We start from the raw sequence: 21,401 nt of genomic DNA on the forward strand, positions 1-21,401 counted from the left end.
CTCACATCTGACCTATTTTATTCTTTTGCTTATACCCCAAAAAATATGTAAACGAATCCCTCCATCCAAAATTCCAAGTATTTCTTCATTATATAGTAGAAGGGAATAATTTGGTAAGTGATATGCATGAAATGATTTCATATATTAACCAATTCTCCCCCCTTTACGAAGCGAACGCCTATTCGCTAGAATAGAAGGTAGATAATGAGGTGAAGGAAACATGTGGAGAAAAACAATTCATGAAGTGATAGATTGGATGAAAACTGAGGAATCGATCGCTCGAAATATCGTTCATTGGGAAACAGTTCCGCCAAAGGAAGCGCAGTCGGTGCCCTTTCCGGAAGAGATAGATGACAGGCTTCGCAATGCATTGACTAGCAGAGGGATAACAAGTCTCTATACCCATCAAGCAGCAGCCTTTGAAGCGGCTATACATAAAAAGCATTTTGTAGCTGTTACACCTACGGCTTCCGGGAAGACGCTCTGCTACAATCTGCCTGTTCTTCAGAAAATCATTGCCAATAAGGAAAGCAGGGCACTTTATCTTTTTCCGACAAAAGCTCTGGCACAGGACCAGAAGAGCGAACTTAATGAAATCATTACCCAAATGGGTGTTCAAATCAACAGTTATACCTATGATGGGGATACGGCTCCTGCTATCCGCCAAAAGGTGCGAAAAGCTGGACATGTGGTAATCACGAATCCTGATATGCTTCATTCCGCCATCCTGCCGCATCATACGAAATGGGTGTCCTTGTTTGAAAACCTCGAGTACATCGTTATAGATGAATTGCATACGTATCGCGGTGTTTTTGGCAGCCATGTAGCCAATGTCATTCGCAGGTTAAAGCGAATTTGTCGGTTCTACGGAAGCAATCCGACGTTCATCTGTACGTCCGCCACAATAGCCAACCCAAAGGAGCTTGCAGAGGAGCTGACTGGGGAGCATTTTGAGCTGATCAATAATAATGGGGCGCCATCTAGTAAAAAGCATATCGTTTTTTATAATCCGCCGATCGTCAACAAACCGTTGAATATTCGCCGGAGTGCCACGCTCGAAGTAAGGAAGCTTGCAAGCGAATTTCTTCAGGAGAAGATCCAGACGATTATTTTCGCCAAGAGCAGAGTGAGAGTGGAAATCCTCTTGACCTATTTGCAGGATCTTGTGAAAAACCAGTTAGGTAAAAAGTCGATCCAGGGCTATCGCGGGGGGTATCTGCCTACACAAAGGCGTGAGATAGAAAAAGGACTGAGAAACGGGGAAATATACGGAGTTGTCAGTACTAACGCCCTTGAACTCGGCGTGGATATCGGCCAGCTTCAGGTTTGTATCATGACGGGTTATCCCGGAACCATTGCTAGTGCCTGGCAGCAGGCTGGACGAGCAGGGAGAAGGCAAGGGGAGGCAGTCATTGTGATGGTGGCAAGCTCCAGTCCTCTTGATCAGTATGTCATTCAACATCCGGAATTTTTCCTGAAAAGCAGTCCCGAGTCCGCAAGAATCAATCCGAACAATCTTGTGATACTCGTCGACCACATCAAATGCGCGGCTTACGAACTTCCATTCAAAAAAGGAGACACCTTTGATGGGGTGGAGCTGGAGGATATTCTGGACTACTTGACTGAAGAGCGGGTGCTTCATGAGAATGGCGGAAAATGGCATTGGATGAATGATGCCTTCCCTGCACATAACATCAGCTTGCGCTCCGCCTCCCAGGAAAATGTCATCATCATTGATCAGACGGTGGAGCCTGCCAACAAAGTGATTGGGGAGATGGACCGCTTCAGTGCGATGACATTATTGCATGATGAAGCCATCTATCTGCATCAGGGCATCCAATATCAGGTGGAAAAACTTGATTGGGAAGAAAAGAAGGCTTATGTCAGAGAAGTGAATGTAGACTACTTTACAGATGCGAACCTCGCTGTTTCCCTAGATGTTCTCGAGGTCGACAAACAGAGGAACTATCCTGCAGGAGCGGTTTCCTTTGGAGATGTATCCGTTAAAGCGATGGCGACCATTTTCAAAAAGATTAAATTCGAAACACATGAGAATATTGGTTCCGGACCGATCCATCTTCCTGAAGAAGAGCTCCATACCAATGCCACGTGGATCACCCTTGAAGAGAATATAACGGATGCTCTTGGTGCAGATGAACTCGAAAAGAGCCTGATTGGGCTTTCCCACGCCCTCAAAGCTGTTGCACCGCTTCTGCTCATGTGCGAACCGATGGATCTTCAAGTCGTACCTCAGGTTAAATCCACCCACGACGAAAAGCCGGTCATCTACTTCTACGACCGTTATCCTGGTGGAGTGGGATTGAGTGAGAAAGCCTATGAAAAAGTGGGAGAGCTTTTTGATAGAGCAAGTGAACTGATCAAAAACTGCCCGTGCAAGAATGGCTGTCCATCATGTATTGGAGCAGATCATGCCTTAGATGACACCAAAGAACTATCTTTACAGCTGTTACAGCAACTTGTATAAAGGGGGAGTGAAACATGTCTTTCAAAAACAAATTAAATAGAATGAAAAAGCATCTCCAGCCTGAAAAGCAAGTGGTGGAAACAGAAAAGGAAGAAATAATTTCTCCTGAATCAAAGGACCAATCTGTTCCGAATGAGCAGGAATGGGAGGCCTATGGTGCAGTGCCCTTCCATTTTCACGAGGAGTATTGCCTGATCCGTGAAGTGGAGTATCCACTCGATTACAGACATGGCCGCTATAGCCTCGGTGAAATCCTCCCTGTAATGGAAAATTGGCAAAAAGAGCCTGCAGCACACCCTTTATCCGCAAGGGGCCATCTGTCCAAGGACCTGTTCTTCTTTGATACAGAAACAACAGGGCTAAGCGGTGGAGCAGGGACCACGATTTTCCTTCTTGGATATGCGAGGGTCCTTGAGGATAAAGTGGTGGTCAGACAGCATCTGCTTCCTGCACCAGGCAATGAGGTCGCCCTCTATCAGAGCTTCCTTCAGGAGGTAGATTATACAACGCTTGTCACATATAACGGGAAGGCTTTTGATTGGCCTCAAGTAAAAACAAGGCACACGCTAGTTAGAGAACACGTCCCCAAGCTCCCTCTTTTCGGACATTTCGACCTTTTGCATGCTGCAAGAAGGCTATGGAAGGATACAATGGATTCGGTTCGTTTAGCGAACGTGGAAAGAGAGATACTAGGCATAAAAAGAGAAAATGATATCCCGGGGTTCTTGGCGCCGATGATCTATTTCGACTTTGTCAAAACGCATGAAATGGAAGGGATCAAGGGCGTGCTGAAGCATAATGAATGGGACGTCCTAACCCTTATCACCCTGTATATTCATCTATCGAAGCTGTTGCAGACGGAGTCAAAAACCCGCAATGAAAAGGAAGAATTTGAAGTTGGAAGATGGTTTGATTCGCTCGGGCAAAAACAGGTGGCTGCAAGCATGTATGAAAATATTGTCGAACAATCATGGGGAGCATCCTATAAATTGGGTCTAATAAAAAAGAGGGAAGAACAATACAGCGAAGCAAAAGATTTGTTCCTGCAGTCATTCAGCCATGAGGCAAACCCGAAAAAGGAAGAGGCAGCAATCGAGCTTTCCATGCTTCTCGAACATAAGGAAAAAGACTATTCCACAGCACTTTTCTACGCAGAACAAGCCTTTGATTTCTGGAAGGAAAAACAGCTTTTTGAACGCAGTGGGAAAGTGAAAAACAGTGATAAATATACTAGAAGAATAGAAAGGCTGAAAAAGAAAATGGAAGCATGAAATATTTTTCGGATTTTGTCAAATAATCTCTTAATTTGTATTGTCAACGTAACATTTACCATGTAAAATTAAATATTGTGAATTACTATTAATCAAAGGAAAAGCATGGGAGAGAGAGCGTTGTCAAGATTAATTTTGTGTTTGTTTTTTGTTGTTATCGGTCTGACACTTTTTGTATTTTCGAATCTTAAAGAAGATATCTACACGATTTTGCTATAATTTTCATAGGCAAACGAGTATATCTCCGTAAAATAGGTGTTTGTATTAGTACATGTATCACCCTTCTTTCATAGTTTGTTAATGTAAAGAGAAAAACAAAAAATGAAAGGAGATCATAAGTATGTACAACTGCAGACCAAACATGATGGCACCAATCGTTCATCCTACTAAATGTTGTGTAAAGAACTTACAATCCGTAACAGAGGTTCCTCACATTCACCCTTCTCACACAACATATGTAAACAACCAAATGTTCCAACATAAGCATTATTTCCCACACACTGAATCAATGGTTGACTCAGTTTCACATCAAAACTTCAACTGTGGTCCTGGAGCGCCTGGCATGGGTCAAGGAGCACCTGGTCAAGTAATGGGGGCATACCAAGGTCCTGGCGGAATGCCTGGTGGCCAAGTAATGGGAGCTTCACAAGGTCCTGGTATGGGCTATGGCGGCGGAATGCCTGGGCAATGCAAACCTTATGGCAGATAAGCTTTATTGACAAGTCAAAAAAATACGTTACTCTGATTATATAAAGGAACTGGTGCGAAGCCAGTTCTTTTTCTTTTTAAAAATTGGCTGTTTTCGCATTCATTGTTGCTATTAAGATAAAGTTAACACATCAAATGTAGCCCATTGATTGCAGCGAGGGACACAAGATTCCCCGGGGACGGATGGGAGCCTCCTCGGCTTCGCCTGTGGGGTCTCCCATGCCCTCTACTATCCCGCAGGAGTCAAGTGTCCTCCGCTACAATCAACTCAGTTTATTAACATTATTTGCTCTACTGAAGTGAAAAAAATAAGACAAAGTCCAATTTTTCGAACTTCAGGAAGGCGAATTTCATACTATGATTCACCCCTCTTGGTTGGAGTGCAAGGCGTGAGACTCCTGCGGGAGCAGCGTGTCAAGGGAGACCCCGCAGGCGCAAAGCGCCGAGGAGGCTCCCGTCCCGAGGCCGCCCGCGATCGCTGCCGCCTGGAACGGAGACCAACAAACAGGGCGTTTTATGGGGACATCTTATCTTTAGCCCAGTCCTAATTTTAAAACAACAGGTTTACGAACGAATAGAGCTTTAAAAATTTTTCAAATGATCTTAGTTCTTGCGCTTTTGTGCGTACATATCTATTATTAACTTATGAGGTGTCTATGAAAGTACTCGTCCTGACAGGTTATAAATCGCATGAACTGCAAGTGTTTAAAAAGAATGATCCAGCTGTACACTATATAAAAAAAGCCATCCAAAAACGGATTGTCTCTTTACTCGAAGAGGGACATGAGTTAGAATGGATTGTCATCAGTGGTCAGTTGGGGGTGGAGCTATGGGGAGCGGAAGTGGTGTATGAGCTTCAAGCAACCTATCCCGACCTGAAGCTTGCAGTATTTACTCCATTTCTTTCGCAGGAGGAAAATTGGAGTGAATCCAACAAAGAGCATTATGAACTGATTATGTCTCAAGCCGATCATATTGATTCGATTACCAAAAAGAAGTACGAATCTCCACTTCAGCTTCGCATGAAAAACCAGTTTCTTATCGATAAGTCGGATGGCTTATTGGTGGTTTATGATGAAGAGAGGCCGGGTAATCCTCAATATATGATTGAAATGGCTAAAAGGAAAGCGGCCGAGCAATCCTATCCGATATTCATGATTGATGACTATGAGCTTCAATTGGTGGTTGAGGAAGAACAATTTAATGGACAACATGATTGGTAACTGACTACAAATTGTGCTGAAATCATATTTATAAAAATTATTCAAATACTATTAAAGAGAAATTGACAAGTGTCCCTTTTTTTGAAAAAATAATAAGATAAAAGTGGCACTAGCATTGAGGTGAGGAACTTATGCTATCTGATAAAATCAAATTGACAGCAAAAGAAATTTTGGAAAAAGAATTTAAAGCAGGCATGAGAGGCTATAAGGCTGAGGATGTTGATAAGTTTTTGGATGTGGTAATCAAGGACTATGAAACATTCTACCAGGAATATGACCTACTGATGCAAGAAAATGCAAGATTGAAACGCCAGGTGGAGGAAGCTGGTAAAAAGCCGCAGCAGAGCACAAGCAATACCGGATCCACCAACTTTGATATTCTACGCAGACTTTCCAACTTGGAGAAGCATGTATTTGGCAGCAAGTTATACGAATAACAATATTTTACAGTTGCATTAATCATTCAGATTTACTATACTATATCTTGCTGACATCAATAGTGATTGGGTAACCGCTACAGTTTATCTGTAGAGGAAAGTCCATGCTCGCACAGGCTGTGATGCCTGTAGTGTTCGTGCCTAGCGAAAAAATAAGCTAGGGTAGTCTGGTATATACTGGGCTAACGGCAGGGAAAGCACCTAAGTCGAGAGATATGGTGTGAATACCTTGAAAGTGCCACAGTGACGTAGTCCGGCAAGAAATTGCAGGAGTGGAACGCGGTAAACCCCTCGAGCGAGAAACCCAAACAATGGTAGGGGCACCTTCTCTATGGAATCCGAACGAATGAGAAGGACAGATGATCTTATATTATCTGTAGACAGATGGTTACCACCTGAGTACAAGGAGCAATCCGTTTGCAGTACAAAGGAACAGAACATGGCTTACAGATCGCTATTGATTGGATGTCGCATGATTATGATGTAGATTAAAGAATAAGCTCTCCTGATCCCAGGAGAGCTTTTGTATTAGTTTTGTTAAACAAAAATGGTCTTTTTGAGTATAATAGCTGTTGATTGGAGCAATAGGCGAAGACTCCGGCGGGTGTTGCGTTTAGTGGAGACCCCACAGGCGCAGCCGAGGAGGCTCTCGCAAGCCCCTTGGGTCGCTGTGCCTAGTGCGGAAATCAACAGCGGTGTTTAACTGAGCTCTTGTTTAATAAATAAAGGCCACTTTTGTACGGGCTCATCTGTTAGAATTTTGGCTACAATAGATTACATACATATTCGTTTGAAAAGGTTAGGGTGACAAGATGAAAAACAAATTCAAATTAATTGCAACCGCTGCAATGGGACTGGAATCCCTAGTGGCAAAAGAAGTGAAGGATCTGGGATACGATTGCACAGTAGATAATGGAAAGGTCATCTTCTACGGTGATGCACTTGCCATCTGCCGCGCGAACCTATGGCTTAGAACGGCGGACCGCATCAAAGTGGTTGTAGGGGAGTTTAAAGCGACAACTTTTGACCAGCTTTTTGAACAAACAAAAGCATTGCCATGGGGAGATTACCTTCCAGAGGATGCTGAATTTCCTGTTATCGGAAAATCAGTCAAATCACAGCTTTCCAGCGTGCCGGATTGCCAGGCAATCGTGAAAAAGGCGGTAGTGAACAAAATCAAGCAGCATTATAACATTCAATCCGACTGGCTGGATGAAAAAGGCGCGGTTTATAAAATTGAAGTGGCGATCCTGAAGGATAATGTCCAGCTCACCATCGATGCATCGGGAATCGGGCTGCATAAACGGGGCTATCGCGCGGACCAGGGGGAAGCTCCTTTAAAAGAAACGTTGGCTGCAGCTTTGGTGATGTTAACCAACTGGACTCCTGATAAGCCATTTGCCGATCCTTTCTGTGGTTCTGGTACTATTGCCATTGAAGCAGCCCTGATAGGTCAGAATATAGCTCCGGGCTTCAACAGGGATTTCGTCTCTGAGGACTGGCATTGGATTGGAGATCCACTATGGGAAAGAGCCCGTCAAGAAGTGGAAGAGAAAGCAAACTACGATCAGCCTCTGGACATTTCAGGATATGATATTGACCATCGCATGATTTCCATAGCGAAGGAAAATGCTTTTGAAGCGGGTCTTGGGGAACTAATCTCATTCAAACAGATGCAGGTATCTGATTTTACGACGAAAAAAGAGTACGGAGTCATAGTTGGAAATCCTCCTTACGGTGAGCGGTTAGGTGAACGTCCTGAGGTCGAGAAAATGTACCGCGGCATGGGAAAAGCCTTTAAAGAACTGGATACATGGTCCATATATATTCTTACATCCCATGAAGGCTTTGAGAGCTTTTTCGGGAGAAAGGCTACGAAAAAAAGAAAGCTGTTTAACGGATTCATCAAAACGGACTATTACCAATATTGGGGCAAGCGTCCCCCTAGAAACGTCTAAGGAATTGTTTATCAACCGAGCTCCCGGGGAAAAGGTTACAAAGGAGTGATTTCGGTGACAAACACAAGAAAAGAAAAAGAGCTATTGGAAAGAAATGAAAAAGAAAAAGCCTTCAAGGAAAATGAAAAAAAGCAGAAAAGGCGCGACCAGCTTGTGATGCCGATTGATGAACTGCCTTTGGAGGACATCAAGTACGAAGCTGAAGAAGAGAAAAAGAAAAAAGACTCAAAAGAAGATTCCAGCAGTGAAGATCAGTGAGAGTAAGGCTTGTACAATAATCTGTTGAGACAACGTATAATAATATCAAACTGGGCATAGAATACTTCTATCAGTAATAAGGATGGAGGGGGATTCTATGCCTTTGCATGTAAATGATTTTATGAAAATTTCAAAAGCGCTTGACAGCAGCTATCAAAGTCTCGCCAATGAGAACCTGCTCGAAGGTGAATGCGTGGAACGTATGAAGGCTGCACGCGAGGAATATATGAAAGCCATGCTGCACGCGTCCTATGTGGATGAGAGCATGATTCATATAATGAAAGGCTAAAAAGTTTCCCTTTAAAGGAAGGGGAACTTTTTATTTTGGATAAAAAGCTTGACAAAACCCGCTATTTTTTCAATAATGTTCAGATGCAAACTTTTTTGTGACGGAAACTTTTGATGATGCAAATTTTTTCACGGAGGTACATAATATGAACAATCGTCTGCCTTTTACAATGAACAAGGGTGATTCTTTTTTTGATCGTTTGAACGAATGGATCGGGGATGTATTTTATGACATTCTGCCGGAAGCAGGGTTTGAACTTCGTGATGAGCAAATCTTTATGGCATTTCAACTAGAACGGGCATACAAGGAAAAGAAAGTCATTTTCTCTGAAGCGGGTGTAGGAACAGGGAAGACGATGGTGTATCTTTTATATGCAATCTGTTATGCAAGATATATGGGCAAGCCTGCCATCATCACCTGTGCAGACGAATCCCTGATCGAACAGCTGGTAAAAAAGGAAGGCGATATTGCCAAGCTTTCCAACATTCTGGATGTAACATTTGATGTAAGATTGGCAAAATCACCAGATCAGTACCTTTGTTTAAATAAATTGGATCATGCTTTAAATACGTACGACATAGATAATATTGATGAAGTGTTTGATTCTTTGCCGAAATTCGTAAACAAAACAGCTCCAATGCAATCCTTTCATCCTTATGGAGACAGAAAGGACTATTCCAAACTGAATGATGAAGAGTGGGGTCTCATCGGATGGGATAGCTTTCAGGATTGTTTCAGCTGTGAAAAGCGTCATCGATGTGGACAAACCTTATCAAGGGATCACTACCGCAAATCGACAGACCTGATCATCTGCTCCCACGACTTTTATATGGAACACGTATGGACGGTGGATAAAAGGAAGCGTGAAGGACAGCTTCCATTATTACCGGAAGCATCCACGGTTGTCTTTGATGAAGGGCATCTATTGGAATACGCGGCCCAAAAAGCGCTGACTTATAAAATCAAAAAGCACATGGTAGAAGAGTTGCTTACAAGACTATTAGGAAACGACCTCAGGGAAGAGTTCGTCCTGCTTGTGGAGGATGCACTGGAAGCCAATGACCTATTCTTTGAAACGCTAGAGAACAACCTAAGTTCCATTGACGGTTCAGAAAGAAAAGATATCAGAATGGATCAAGCTTTAGTGCAAGATGCAAAAAATCTGCTGGCAAAAGTGGAGGAAATCGGAAATCAATTGGTATTTGAAGGAGAACTTCATACCGTTGACCATTACCAGCTCCACATTGTGGAGGAATATCTGGATTCCATCGAGTTCCTATTGAAACTGCTTCTATCACAGGAAGATGTGATTGCATGGGCCGAGCAGGCGAAAAATGATCTGACATTGGTAGTGATGCCTAAAACGGTAGAGGAAGTATTGAAGGAGAATGTATTCTCGAAAAAAATACCATTCGTATTCTCTTCCGCAACTCTTTCAGACAATAATTCCTTTGATTATCTTGCAACCTCTCTCGGTATCAGTGACTATCTATCATTTTCTATTAATTCACCATTTGACTATGATGAAAAAATGAGATTGCAATTGGCTGTGCTGGACAACGACGAAGCCGGATTCGGCAAGAAATATCACGCGACGATGGAAGCGATAAACCGTACCGAAGGCAGTGCGCTCGTATTGTTTTCAACCAAGCGTGAGCTGCAGCAATTCAAGGAAAAGAACGAGAATAATACAGCTTACCGATTCCTTTATGAAGGGGAACAGGAAATTAGTGTACTTGTTTCCGAATTCCAAAACGATGAAAAATCGGTTTTGTGTGCCTATCACCTATGGGAAGGCCTCGATATTCCAGGTCCATCCCTATCCAATGTGGTGATATGGTCACTGCCGTTTCCTCCTAATGATCCCGTGTTTGCTGCAAAGCGCAAGGGACTCGAGGATCCGTTCTTGCAGTTGGATGTACCGTATATGCTTCTTCGCCTAAGACAGGGAATCGGAAGGCTGATTCGTTCATCTGAGGACCAAGGGGAAATAACCATCTTCCTGCCAACCAATCTACCAAATCAGGTAAAAGATAAGCTAGAAACGGTTCTTCCTACTGTGCCTGTTACAACATTGCAAGGCTAAATATGACCATGAAATGCTCCGGGCACTATAAGCTTGGAGCATTTTTCTGTTTAACTCAGAAAACCTGGATAGCCAGAAATGTGTTGCCAACTAGTAAGAAAATTGTGTATTCTTAAACTTAGTCTAGGATATGTTGGGGGATAGAAGCATGATAGAGACAAAAAGCTTGGAAAAGCAATATTTGGAATATATGACTAAGATGGAAAGCTATAAAGAAGCACTTTCCCTTATTTTCTGGGATTTACGCACCGGTGCCCCGAAAAAAGGGGTGGACCGCCGTTCTGATGTAATCGGAGTATTATCTTCTGAAGTGTTCAACATGTCTACTTCAGAGGAAATGGCTGCCTATTTGTCACAGCTTCAACAGGAAGATGTGTTTCAAACATTGAACGAGGTTACCAAGGCATCCTTACTTGAAACAAGAAAGAACTATGACCAAAATAAAAAGATTCCTGCCAAAGAATATCAGGAATATGTGGTGCTAAGCACAAAGGCGGAATCCGTTTGGGAAGAGGCAAAAGCCAAATCCGATTTTACGTTGCTCCAGCCTTTCATGGAGAAGTTGGTGGAATATAATAAAAAATTCATCGACTATTGGGGCTATGAAAATAATAAGTATAACACCCTTTTAGATCTGTATGAACCAGGTGTGACGGTAGCTATGTTGGATGAGGTTTTTGGAAGGCTCAAAGACCGTATTGTCCCACTTGTAAAGGCTATTCAGAATTCCGAGGTTCAGCCAAGATCATCCGAATTGCTCGTTCCATTTCCCAAAGAAAATCAGCAAAGGTTCAGTCTCGAGGTTTTAAAGGAACTTAAATATGATTTTGACGCAGGAAGATTGGATGAAACCGTTCATCCATTTGCGATTGGACTTAATCCTGGTGATGTGCGCGTGACGACAAAGTACGATGAACAGGACTTCCGGACAGCTGTTTTCGGTACTATCCATGAGTGTGGGCATGCCTTGTATGAACAGAACATATCGACAGAATTGGTAGGAACAGGGCTTTGCATGGGAACCTCCATGGGTATCCATGAGTCACAATCCCTGTTTTATGAAAACTTTGTAGGCCGTAACGAATCATTCTGGAAACGACATTATGAATCGCTTCAACGTTATGCAGAAGGTGCTTTTGACTCTTTGAGCATGGAGGATTTCTATCTGGCCATCAATGAAGCCAAGCCTTCCTTGATCAGGATTGAAGCGGATGAGCTTACCTACGCTCTACATATCATGATTCGCTATGAACTGGAGAAAGCATTATTCAATGACGAGTTGGAAGTGAAGGACCTTCCCAAGGCTTGGAATGAGAAGTATGAAAGCTATCTAGGCATTACCCCTCCAAACGATGCCAAGGGGATATTACAGGATGTTCACTGGTCAGGTGGAAGCTTTGGCTACTTCCCGTCCTATGCGTTAGGATATATGTATGCAGCCCAATTCAAGCAAGCGATGTTAAAGGACCTTCCGAACTTTGATGAACTGCTTGAAAAGGGAGATCTTGGTTCCATAAAAGGCTGGCTTACAGAAAAAGTCCATCAGCATGGAAAAATGAAAAAACCGCTGGAGATTCTGAAAGAAGTAACAGGTGAAGAACTGAACGTAGACTATCTGATCGAATACCTGGAAGAGAAGTATAAAGGGATTTATCAGCTATAGTATAATCGCTAATAGATTAGAGGCCTCTGTAATGAGGCTTTTTTTTTGGCCCTAATAAGCGCCGCTGTTGATTTCCGCACTAGGCGTAGCGACCCAAGGGGCGGTGCTGGAGCCTCCTCAGGCTTTGCCTTGCGGGGTCTCCAGCCTACCGCTACCTCCCGCAGGAGTCTTCGCCTATTGCTCCAATCAACAGCTAGTATTCATAAAAACAACATTTTATTTAATAAAGCCTTCAAATAAATCCACTTACTCTCCGTGAATAAAAAAGAAGCCCTAATATTTGGACTTCAACAGGTATGAATAAAATTATGATGCATTTTCTAATTCTACAATTATTTGCATTTCACCGTTGTCCTTTAAGTAAAGGGGAGAATGTAGACGGTGGTGCAGATGAAATTCAGTTTGCTGTTCAATCAAAACATTGGGAGGAGTGATATCCATATTAAGACCACTATGAGCAATGTTAGAGGAGAGGGTGCCAGCGATCATATTGCCAAGCTCGCCAGTAAAGGATTGAAGCATTTCACCTTCCAATTCCATGCCAAACATCATGGCCCCAATATGCTGGAATACTGTACGTTCTCCTTGGATGATAAGTTGACCTCTGATGTCTCCAGTTAAAACAATCAGGACACCTAATGCCACGTTTGTAAGAGTTTCTGTATGTAGACTGGGCTGTTCAAACGTGAAGTCGATAGGAATGACCGATTTAACTGAATCGATAGTCCTGTTGAAAACTTGGGTTAAGCTCTCTGAGGGGGACATAAAGCACCTCCTGAAACTGAAGTATCTAGTACTTTTTTATCATATCATATTATTTATGTAATTTTTCAACAAATTTCAACATTTTGTTTAGAAACCTTCATTTGTTGAACAATAAGATTGGATGTATTAATATGAGTTACTCAAGAATGAATAGTGGAGGTTCGTATGTTCGATTTATTGTTAGAGTTCACAGCCAAGGATGGTTCCACAGTGAAGCTTAGGCCTGTGAAAGAGGAAGATGCAGAGGATATTGTAAAAGCTGTAGAGAGCATTATTGCTGCTGGTGAGTTTATTCAAAAAGAGGCGCCTCGCTCCGTGGATGAGGAGAAGGCCTTTATACGGGAAATGCAGCAGAAAGGAAATATGTATCTGGGTGCGGAATGGAATGGCCGGGTGGTAGGCATAGCCCGGGTGATCATGGGTGAGCTTCAAATGAAGAAGCATACAGGTATCTTCCGAACTTGGCTTGCACGAGAAGCACAGGGGCTCGGAATTGGGAAGAAAATCATGGATTACACAGATATGTGGTGTGAGCAGCATATTAGAAAGCTGTCGCTGACGGTGTTTTCTTCGAATGAGGTGGCGTACCAATTGTATAAGAAATATGGTTTCCATGAAGAAGGCAATCAAAAGGAGCAGGCCTTTATCAATGGAGAATATGTAGATGAGCTTTGGATGGCCAAATTCTATAAATAGCAGATTGCAAATAATTAACAATGTTATCTCTCCTATTTTTAGTTATAATAAAAATGCACAACACAACAACTCCTTTAAAACGAATTGCGCTTTCCCTTTTTGAGGGAAAGCCTTTTTTATTCCCGCGAGTACCATTTTCTGCATATTTTTATACGATTTGGCAATAGTAAAAATACCAAATTCAAGAGGTGTGTCACACTATGCCAAAAATACTTTCAGTCGGAACCGCCATACCAAAATATCCGATTTCACAGGATAAGGCTGTGGAATTTGCCAAAGAGCTTTTTGAAGAATCTTTCAAGGATATCAACCGGCTGCTGACGGTTTTTCAGAACGGGCAGATTGAGAAAAGGCATTTTGCTAGAGATGTGGAATGGTTCCGCAGCCCGCATACCTTTGAGGAAAGAAATAATATTTATATGGAAGAGGCGGTTGCTTATGGTGTGCATGCCATTCAAGTATGTCTATCCAACAATGTTACCCTCAAAAGCACGGTTCACTATGAAGAGATTGAGGCGATTTTCTACATTTCCACAACAGGCATGTCAACACCCAGTATCGAGGCTCGAATTATGAATAAGCTTCCGTTTTCCCCTTTTACGAAGAGAATTCCGATCTGGGGCTTGGGATGTGCTGGTGGCGCAGCAGGATTATCGAGAGCCTATGAGTATTGCTTGGCGTTTCCTGATGCGAAGGTATTGGTATTAAGTGTGGAGTTATGCAGTCTCACCTTTCAGAAGAACGACCACTCAAAAAGCAATCTTGTCGGTACCTCATTATTTGCGGATGGAATTGCTTGTGTTTTAGTGGCTGGTGATAGAGTTTCTGTAGATGATAACTACTCCTATCCATCTATACTTGGAAGTCAATCCACACTCATGAAGGATTCTGAGGAAGTGATGGGCTGGGAAGTCAAAAATGAAGGGCTATACGTCGTATTTTCACGTGACATCCCAAGTATTATCGAGAGTTGGCTTGCTCCTAATGTCAAACGGTTTCTTGATCAGCAACGTATAAGCATCGAAGAAATCGAACACTTTGTCTTTCATCCAGGTGGGAAAAAAGTGTTGGAAGCCTATAAGGAATGCCTGGGTGTACCTGAAGGGAAATTGGAAACTTCCATGAGGGTGCTGAAGGAATATGGTAATATGTCGTCCGCAACCGTACTATACGTATTAAAAGAAATCATGGAAAATGAAGCGGAAAAAGGGCAGTCAGGAATAGCTGGCGCACTAGGGCCAGGCTTCAGCTCGGAATTGCTATTGCTGAAATGGGAGTGAAAAGATGTTCTTTCTTTTTTATATGTTCGTAGTCTGCCAGCGATTGGTGGAACTTAGGATTGCCAAGAGAAATGAAAGATTGATGAAGGGGAAGGGGGCTGTGGAATTCGGCCAGGAGCATTATAGGTATATGGTGAGCTTGCATGTCGCTTTTTTACTTAGCTTTCTTTTAGAGGTGATCCTTCTATCAAAGGAAATAAGTCCCTTATGGCCAGTCCTCTTCTCCTTGTTTATAGTGACACAGATAATGAGAGTCTGGACCATCACAACTCTTGGGAGGTTCTGGAATACCAAAATAATCATTTTGCCAAATGCCGATGTGGTAAAAAAGGGACCCTACAGGTTTTTCAGGCATCCCAATTATTTGGTTGTTTCCCTGGAGATCATCGTCATACCTTTGCTATTTCAAGCTTACATCACAGCCTTCATCTTCACCATCCTCAATGCCTGGATGCTATCAGTCCGCATTCCCTTGGAAGAAAAAGCCCTGAATAAAACAACAAGCGACTATTCAAACTATGCTCAAGAGAAAAGCAGGTTTACTCCGAAAATATAATGTCTCTGTTTAACGCCGCTGTTGATTTCCGCACTAGGCTGCGCTTTCCGCGGGGCTTGCGAGAGCCTCCTCGGCTTACGCCTGTGGAGCCTCCACTAAACGCAACACCCGCCGGAGTCTTCGCCTATTGCTCCAATCAACAGCTAGATTCTTAAAAAAACAAACATTAGATTTTAACAGAGACCCTTATAAAAGTTCTTCACAATGTGAAATGAAAATTTAATGTGGACGTTATGCGTTAACTGCCGCCCCTGTTGATTGGAGTGCAAGGTGTGAGACTCCTGCGGGAGATAGCGGTAGACATGAGACCCCGCAGGCAACTCCGAGGAGGCTCAAGAACCGCCCCGCGATCGCTGCCACCTGGAACGGAAATCAACAGGGAGTTAAACAGAACACACACGTATTTTAGGGTAATCAAAATAAAAATAATATTAGGAATGATAGTCATTGTCAATTGGGTGATAACCTGATATGATGGTGATAACAATTATCAGTATCAATAAAATCAACTTGAGGGATGGTGGAAGCATGACACTACTATTTGTAGGAACAACAATCGTTGCCTATTCCATTTTAATGAAAGTTGTCCTCAATCATACATGTGAGCCAAAACATGCAAAATAAACATACATAACAAGACCCAATGCGCATACATGAGCATTGGGTCTTGTTTTTTTGGTATGTACATGTTCGCCAACTGGCCGACTGACATACTCAAAGAATAAAAGGATTACTCATTTTCCCAAAGATTATAGGAAAACACAGCGAATTCAAGTAAAATAGAATAATCAGGCATTAAATGACATCCAAGGGGACTTATATATGGGAATTAATAAACCGATTGAACGAAAAACAGCTTCCTATAAAGAGCTGTTGGCAAAAACAAATCATATTCTTGAACAACTACATACATCCGGTGACAAACAAAGCGCAAAGAAGGTTGCAGAGCTGTCCAAAAAGATCATGGACGAAAATCTGACCATTGCATTCTGTGGTCATTTCTCAGCAGGAAAATCCACTTTCATCAATGAAATCCTGCAGGAATCCCTTTTGCCGGCGAGTCCGATTCCGACCTCAGCCAATGTGGTGAAAATACAAAAGGGGATGGAAATGGCACGTGTATATTTCTTTGAAGGAGAATCATTGGAGATCCTGCCGCCGGTTTCTTTTGAAAACGTTAAGGCATATTGCAAAGACGGAGATCATGTAGAATCTGTAGCCTACCAATACCCTTTTACTAATCTGCCGGAGGACCTGATTGTTCTGGACACACCTGGCGTCGATTCGACCGATGACGCCCACCGTGTATCAACAGAGTCGGCTTTGCATCTTGCAGACGTTATTTTCTATGTGATGGATTATAATCACGTTCAATCCGAAGTGAATTTGAAATTCATCAAAGAGCTGCAAGATCAGGAAAAAAGGATTTACCTTGTGGTGAATCAGATTGACAAACACAGGGAAGAGGAAATTCCTTTTGAGACATACCAAAAAAGAATTCAGGACTCCTTTGAGGACTGGGGTATCGAACCTGTCAGCTTATATTTCACCAGTTTAAAAGTTCCTGAACATCCATTAAATGATGTAACCATTGTGAAGGAAACGATCCAGCTATTACGTGAAGACAAATTGGATATTTTGCCAATCACAGTGGAAAACGCCCTTCACCATATTTTAGAGGAACATAGAAACTGGCTCTTTCAAGAGAACGAAGACACGCTCGATAAACTCAATCAGCTGATACAGAAGAGCGGTCTTACTCCTGAGGAAGCATCAGAACGCCTTCAGGTCAAAAAAACAGAATGGGCCGCAATGGAAGCCCAAGGGAAAAAAGTAAAAGAGGAATTTATTCAACAAAACAATCAATTGTTGGAGAATGCGAATATCACCCCTTTCGAAATGAGGGAGCTTGCTGGACGATATTTGGAATCCATGCAAAAAGGGTTCAAGGTTGGATTGCTTTTCAGCAGCAAAAAGACATTAGAGGAGCAGCAGACCCGTCTTGATACTTTCGTTTCGGATCTGGAGAAGCGTGTCAAAACCCAGATTGAGAAATTCGCTCACGAGCTTGTCATGAATTTTTTAAAAGATAATGATTTATATCATGCAGCTCTATTTGATGAAGTACAAAACATTACAGTCCAAATTGACACTCGTCTTGTTGCATCCCATGTAAAGCAGGGGGCTGGTACAACAGGGGACGCGGTGTTGCATTATACAAAGGAAGTGGCACAATCCATAAAGAGCAGCTATCGAAAACAGGCATTGTCATTTATGGAGAAAATCTTTGAACAACTTGACGCCCTCTATAGAGAAAAGAATGAAAACACGTTACTAGAAATAAATGATCTCGAATCCATAAACTATGCCAACGAAGAAATACGGTCGATAAATCGCCTTATTGAGGAAAAGATGGACAGATTCCAGGTCATCCTTTATCAGGGCCAGCATAATGAGGAGTTAGCCAATCAGGGTGAATCGTTGGTAGATCGTTATGTAAGCAGGACATATAAACGTGTGAAGGGTTCCGATTTGGAAAAAGTACAACTTCTAAAAGAAAAGCCTATACATGAAGAGCAGGTAAACATGTATCCAACTCTTCAAGACGTAGAGGACCCTAAGGAAACTGCAAAAGTATTGGAACAAGCAGCCAGTTACCTTCAAAATCTCGAAGGTTTCCAAACAGTTGTACAGGATCTTAAAAACAAGCAGAAGAAATTGAAGAACCAATCCTTTACAGTTGCACTTTTCGGTGCATTCAGTGCAGGTAAGTCGTCTTTTGCCAATGCGTTGCTCGGAGAATATATATTACCGGTTTCACCTAACCCGACTACGGCATCCATCAACAAAATTTCACCGGTAACGAAAGACCGGCCTCATGGAACAGTTTCCGTGCAGATGAAATCAAGGGAACAGATATTACAGGATGTCCAACAGGCACTGAACGTTTTTAAAACGCACATAACAACCCTGGAGGAAGCGAAAGAAAGCATTTCAACTATCATTCAGAAAAATGCGCACCTTGAATTGGACGCAAGCAAAAAGCCGCATTTTCACTTCCTGAAAGCTTTTGCATCCGGTTGGGCACAGATGGGGCCAAAGCTTAGCTCTAGGCTTACCGTTTCTTTAGATGATTTTCCATCTTATGTGGCTGATGAGGAAAAATCGTGCTTTGTGGAATGGATCGAGGTTCATTACGACTGTGCCTTAACGAGAGAAGGGCTGACACTTGTCGATACACCTGGTGCCGATTCGATCAATGCCAGACATACAGATGTGGCTTTTGAATATATCAAAAATGCAGATGCCATCCTGTTTGTCACCTACTATCAGCATGCATTTTCCAAAGCGGACCGTGAATTCCTTATCCAGCTTGGTCGGGTAAAAGATGCATTTTCGATGGATAAGATGTTCTTCCTTGTCAATGCTGCAGACCTTGCCCAAACCCAAGAGGAACTCACTTTGGTATCTGAATATGTAGAAGAGCAGTTGCTGACATACGGAATCAGGAATCCAAGGCTGTTTCCTGTATCCAGTCTTCTTGCATTAAAGGAAAAAGAAGGGAAGCCTTTTGCGCATGCCTTTATGGAAAGCTCCATGATGGGTGAATTTGAGGACTCCTTTAAAGGATTTATCCAATCTGACCTCATCAGCATGAGTATCCGTTCCGCTAGACTGGAGATAAACCGTGCGGTCGCACTCTTGGAAAACTATCTGAATGAAGCGAAGCTGGGTAAAGAAGAGAAAGCAGAAAAAAGAGCTGTGTATCTTCGAAATAAAAGCCAAATCCAGAAATGGATCGCCGATTATTCCATCGACAGTTTCCAGACACTACTGAAAAAAGAAATCAGTGAATTGCTATATTATGTGAAACACCGCACCTTCTTGCGCTTTAACGACTTTTTCAAGGAAGCCTTCAATCCGTCCGTATTAAAAGATGATGGAAGAAATATGAAGGAACAGCTCTCTCAATCGTTACGTGAATTTCATGGAGATATATCACACAACCTTTCGCAGGAGGTACGTGCTACCACTGTGAGAATAGAAAATTACATGTGGAAAGCATTGGAGAACTGGCAAAATGAAGTGGAAGGCCATGCCCAAAAAACTGAAAAGCAGCTCTCCTTCTCATCATTTGAATTAGGTAAGCTGAGGGATGTAAATGTGGAAGATCATTTCCCCGCGTTCTCTGCCAAGGTTGAAAAACAGGCAATCGGATATTTCCGTAATTCCAAAGCCTTTTTTGAAAAGAATGAAAAGCAGAAATTAATCGATTACCTCGAAGAGCAAACGGCACCATTGATGGATCATTTCACAAAAGAAAATGAAAAAGAACTCGACCGCCATTACCAGGCAGAACTTGAGAACAGCTTTGCCCGGGTCAAAGCGGATCTCGATCAGCAGTTGGAGGATTTCTACCGCGGTATGCAAAGTGCATTAAGTGAAGAAATCAATTCGGTTGCACTCGAGGAGGTCTATCATAAAATTTCCGAGCTGAACCATAAGGAGATCTAGTATGAGGGAATCAATTCTCGCTATATTGAGCAAGGTTGAAGAAGATCATGACGTCAGAATTTTATATGCATGCGAAGCTGGAAGCCGGTCCTATGGGGTGGAAAATGAGAAAAGCGATTACGATATCAGGTTCATCTATATCGCTCCACTCCGGCGGTATCTCAGTATAACTCCTGTTGATGATACAATCAGTTATATACAAGGGGAGTGGGATATCCAAGGGTGGGATATTCAAAAAGCATTAAGGCTGGCACTTAAATCGAATCCATCCCTATATGAATGGACACATTCTCCCATTATCTACCGGCAGGACAAGGAACTGACAGAGAAACTTCGCACCGTTGCACAAAAGGAATTTTCGAAAAAGACGCTTGTAGCTCATTATACAAATATGTCGAAGCGAAATTTACGGGCTTTCGAGGAAAAAGGTGTCCCCTCCTCACTGTATCAGGGACTAAGAGCGGCACTAATGGCGGAAAACTTGACTAAGGATGGTGCTGCAGCGACCATCCTGCTGCCGGAATTGATAGAACAAAGCATCCAGTTTTCCGACCATGATCTAAAGTATGTTCTAGCCCTAAAGAATGCAGCCACAGATCAAAGATTTAACGGATTGCCTGAAAAAATAACAGCATGTATCGAGCTGACACAACAACTGGAAACCAGATTGCCCCATACAAAACCGGACATAAATACAATTCAGGAATTATTTTTCCGCAAACTTGGCATTTAAGGGGGCAATAATAGTGACAAAGACAAACCGATTTCATGCTTGTGCCACCTGTCAGCACTATCAAGTAATCAAACTGCCCGTCCGCAATGTCTACCGATGCAGCCGACTGGGTTTTGAAACAAAGCCTCATTTTGCATTTAATTGTTGGCAGCCGAAGGATAAAGTACTACAATTAATGAAAAAACATGGATTTAGAGTGGAGGATCACACCAATGAGCGTACATAAACAAATAAGTGAGCATTCAAGAAAGCAGAATCAGATAGTTTCAACGTTTTTGAAGCTGGAACAGCAAAGAGAGAATTACATAGAAGAAGCGATCGTGCTCTGCAAGCAGAAAAAGCCTTTTACAACGGAAAAAATCAATCAGGTTACCAAGCAGATTAATGAACTGGCACGCAAGGGTATAGCACCACAAAGAATGTTTGTCACAAAGGAAATGGTGGAGGAATTCGTTTCTCGCAGCTAAAACCGGAGGGG

General features: G+C 42.5%; 19 protein-coding genes and 1 other RNA gene. 19 read left to right on the forward strand and 1 reads right to left on the reverse strand.

From position 1 onward, the window contains the following. Positions 1–220 precede the first annotated feature (220 nt). The 11 genes from ACQCT5_RS05440 to ACQCT5_RS05490 all read left to right on the forward strand — a co-directional run bounded on the left by ACQCT5_RS05440 (position 221) and on the right by ACQCT5_RS05490 (position 12,378). Positions 221–2,485 (forward strand): DEAD/DEAH box helicase, encoded by a 2,265-nt coding sequence (locus ACQCT5_RS05440; protein ID WP_499639756.1) that lies wholly within the window; start codon positions 221–223, stop codon positions 2,483–2,485. Between the two features lie 14 nt (positions 2,486–2,499). Continuing rightward, positions 2,500–3,756: a ribonuclease H-like domain-containing protein gene (locus ACQCT5_RS05445; RefSeq protein WP_499639758.1), complete on the forward strand. Its 1,257-nt coding sequence runs from the start codon at positions 2,500–2,502 to the stop codon at positions 3,754–3,756. Between the two features lie 340 nt (positions 3,757–4,096). Then, positions 4,097–4,465: a CotD family spore coat protein gene (locus ACQCT5_RS05450; RefSeq protein ID WP_499639760.1), complete on the forward strand. Its 369-nt coding sequence runs from the start codon at positions 4,097–4,099 to the stop codon at positions 4,463–4,465. A 655-nt stretch (positions 4,466–5,120) separates the two neighbouring features. Further along, positions 5,121–5,687 (forward strand): SLOG family protein, encoded by a 567-nt coding sequence (locus tag ACQCT5_RS05455; RefSeq protein WP_499639762.1) that lies wholly within the window; start codon positions 5,121–5,123, stop codon positions 5,685–5,687. Between the two features lie 131 nt (positions 5,688–5,818). After that, complete coding sequence (gpsB, locus tag ACQCT5_RS05460) at positions 5,819–6,124, forward strand: cell division regulator GpsB (protein WP_499639764.1); 306 nt, start codon at positions 5,819–5,821, stop codon at positions 6,122–6,124. A 62-nt stretch (positions 6,125–6,186) separates the two neighbouring features. Next, an RNA gene (gene rnpB, locus ACQCT5_RS05465) (RNase P RNA component class B) lies at positions 6,187–6,576 on the forward strand. A gap of 360 nt (positions 6,577–6,936) precedes the next feature. Further along, positions 6,937–8,082: a THUMP domain-containing class I SAM-dependent RNA methyltransferase gene (locus ACQCT5_RS05470; RefSeq protein ID WP_499639766.1), complete on the forward strand. Its 1,146-nt coding sequence runs from the start codon at positions 6,937–6,939 to the stop codon at positions 8,080–8,082. Positions 8,083–8,136: 54 nt separating this feature from the next. Then, complete coding sequence (locus tag ACQCT5_RS05475; RefSeq protein ID WP_499639768.1) at positions 8,137–8,340, forward strand: hypothetical protein; 204 nt, start codon at positions 8,137–8,139, stop codon at positions 8,338–8,340. Between the two features lie 97 nt (positions 8,341–8,437). Then, positions 8,438–8,629 (forward strand): hypothetical protein, encoded by a 192-nt coding sequence (locus ACQCT5_RS05480; protein ID WP_499639770.1) that lies wholly within the window; start codon positions 8,438–8,440, stop codon positions 8,627–8,629. A 145-nt stretch (positions 8,630–8,774) separates the two neighbouring features. Further along, positions 8,775–10,715 carry an ATP-dependent DNA helicase gene (locus ACQCT5_RS05485; protein WP_499639772.1) on the forward strand — a complete coding sequence of 647 codons (1,941 nt, stop codon included), beginning with the start codon at positions 8,775–8,777 and terminating at the stop codon, positions 10,713–10,715. 148 nt (positions 10,716–10,863) lie between these two features. Next, positions 10,864–12,378, forward strand: a complete 1,515-nt coding sequence (locus tag ACQCT5_RS05490; protein ID WP_499639774.1) for a carboxypeptidase M32 — start codon at positions 10,864–10,866, stop codon at positions 12,376–12,378. Positions 12,379–12,684: 306 nt separating this feature from the next. On the opposite strand, the gene ACQCT5_RS05495 is transcribed toward ACQCT5_RS05490, so the two are convergent. Further along, complete coding sequence (locus tag ACQCT5_RS05495) at positions 12,685–13,143, reverse strand: chemotaxis protein CheX (RefSeq protein ID WP_499639775.1); 459 nt, start codon at positions 13,141–13,143, stop codon at positions 12,685–12,687. Positions 13,144–13,308: 165 nt separating this feature from the next. Here ACQCT5_RS05495 and ACQCT5_RS05500 point away from each other — a divergent pair, with 165 nt between their 5' ends. The 8 genes from ACQCT5_RS05500 to ACQCT5_RS05535 all read left to right on the forward strand — a co-directional run bounded on the left by ACQCT5_RS05500 (position 13,309) and on the right by ACQCT5_RS05535 (position 21,390). Beyond that, complete coding sequence (locus ACQCT5_RS05500; protein ID WP_499639777.1) at positions 13,309–13,839, forward strand: GNAT family N-acetyltransferase; 531 nt, start codon at positions 13,309–13,311, stop codon at positions 13,837–13,839. A gap of 200 nt (positions 13,840–14,039) precedes the next feature. Then, a complete protein-coding gene (locus tag ACQCT5_RS05505; RefSeq protein WP_499639779.1) occupies positions 14,040–15,119 on the forward strand; it encodes a type III polyketide synthase in 1,080 nt (359 codons plus the stop codon). Positions 15,120–15,123: 4 nt separating this feature from the next. Next, entirely contained in the window at positions 15,124–15,675 is a 552-nt protein-coding gene (locus ACQCT5_RS05510; protein ID WP_499639781.1) for an isoprenylcysteine carboxyl methyltransferase family protein, read from the forward strand. Between the two features lie 471 nt (positions 15,676–16,146). Next, a complete protein-coding gene (locus ACQCT5_RS05515; protein ID WP_499639783.1) occupies positions 16,147–16,299 on the forward strand; it encodes a hypothetical protein in 153 nt (50 codons plus the stop codon). Between the two features lie 198 nt (positions 16,300–16,497). Continuing rightward, positions 16,498–20,190: a dynamin family protein gene (locus tag ACQCT5_RS05520; protein ID WP_499639785.1), complete on the forward strand. Its 3,693-nt coding sequence runs from the start codon at positions 16,498–16,500 to the stop codon at positions 20,188–20,190. Position 20,191: 1 nt separating this feature from the next. Further along, the gene (locus ACQCT5_RS05525) at positions 20,192–20,923 is read left to right on the forward strand and encodes a nucleotidyltransferase domain-containing protein (protein ID WP_499639787.1); all 732 of its coding nucleotides are present in this window, start codon (positions 20,192–20,194) and stop codon (positions 20,921–20,923) included. Between the two features lie 13 nt (positions 20,924–20,936). Further along, positions 20,937–21,149, forward strand: a complete 213-nt coding sequence (locus tag ACQCT5_RS05530) for a hypothetical protein (RefSeq protein ID WP_499639789.1) — start codon at positions 20,937–20,939, stop codon at positions 21,147–21,149. Next, positions 21,136–21,390: a YpbS family protein gene (locus tag ACQCT5_RS05535; RefSeq protein WP_499639790.1), complete on the forward strand. Its 255-nt coding sequence runs from the start codon at positions 21,136–21,138 to the stop codon at positions 21,388–21,390. Before ACQCT5_RS05530 ends, ACQCT5_RS05535 begins: the two co-directional genes overlap by 14 nt. Positions 21,391–21,401 lie beyond the last annotated feature (11 nt).

The sequence above is a fragment of the Sutcliffiella halmapala genome, assembly GCF_050107295.1.
In the GTDB taxonomy this organism is placed as follows: Bacteria; Bacillota; Bacilli; order Bacillales; family Bacillaceae_I; genus Sutcliffiella_A; species Sutcliffiella_A halmapala_A.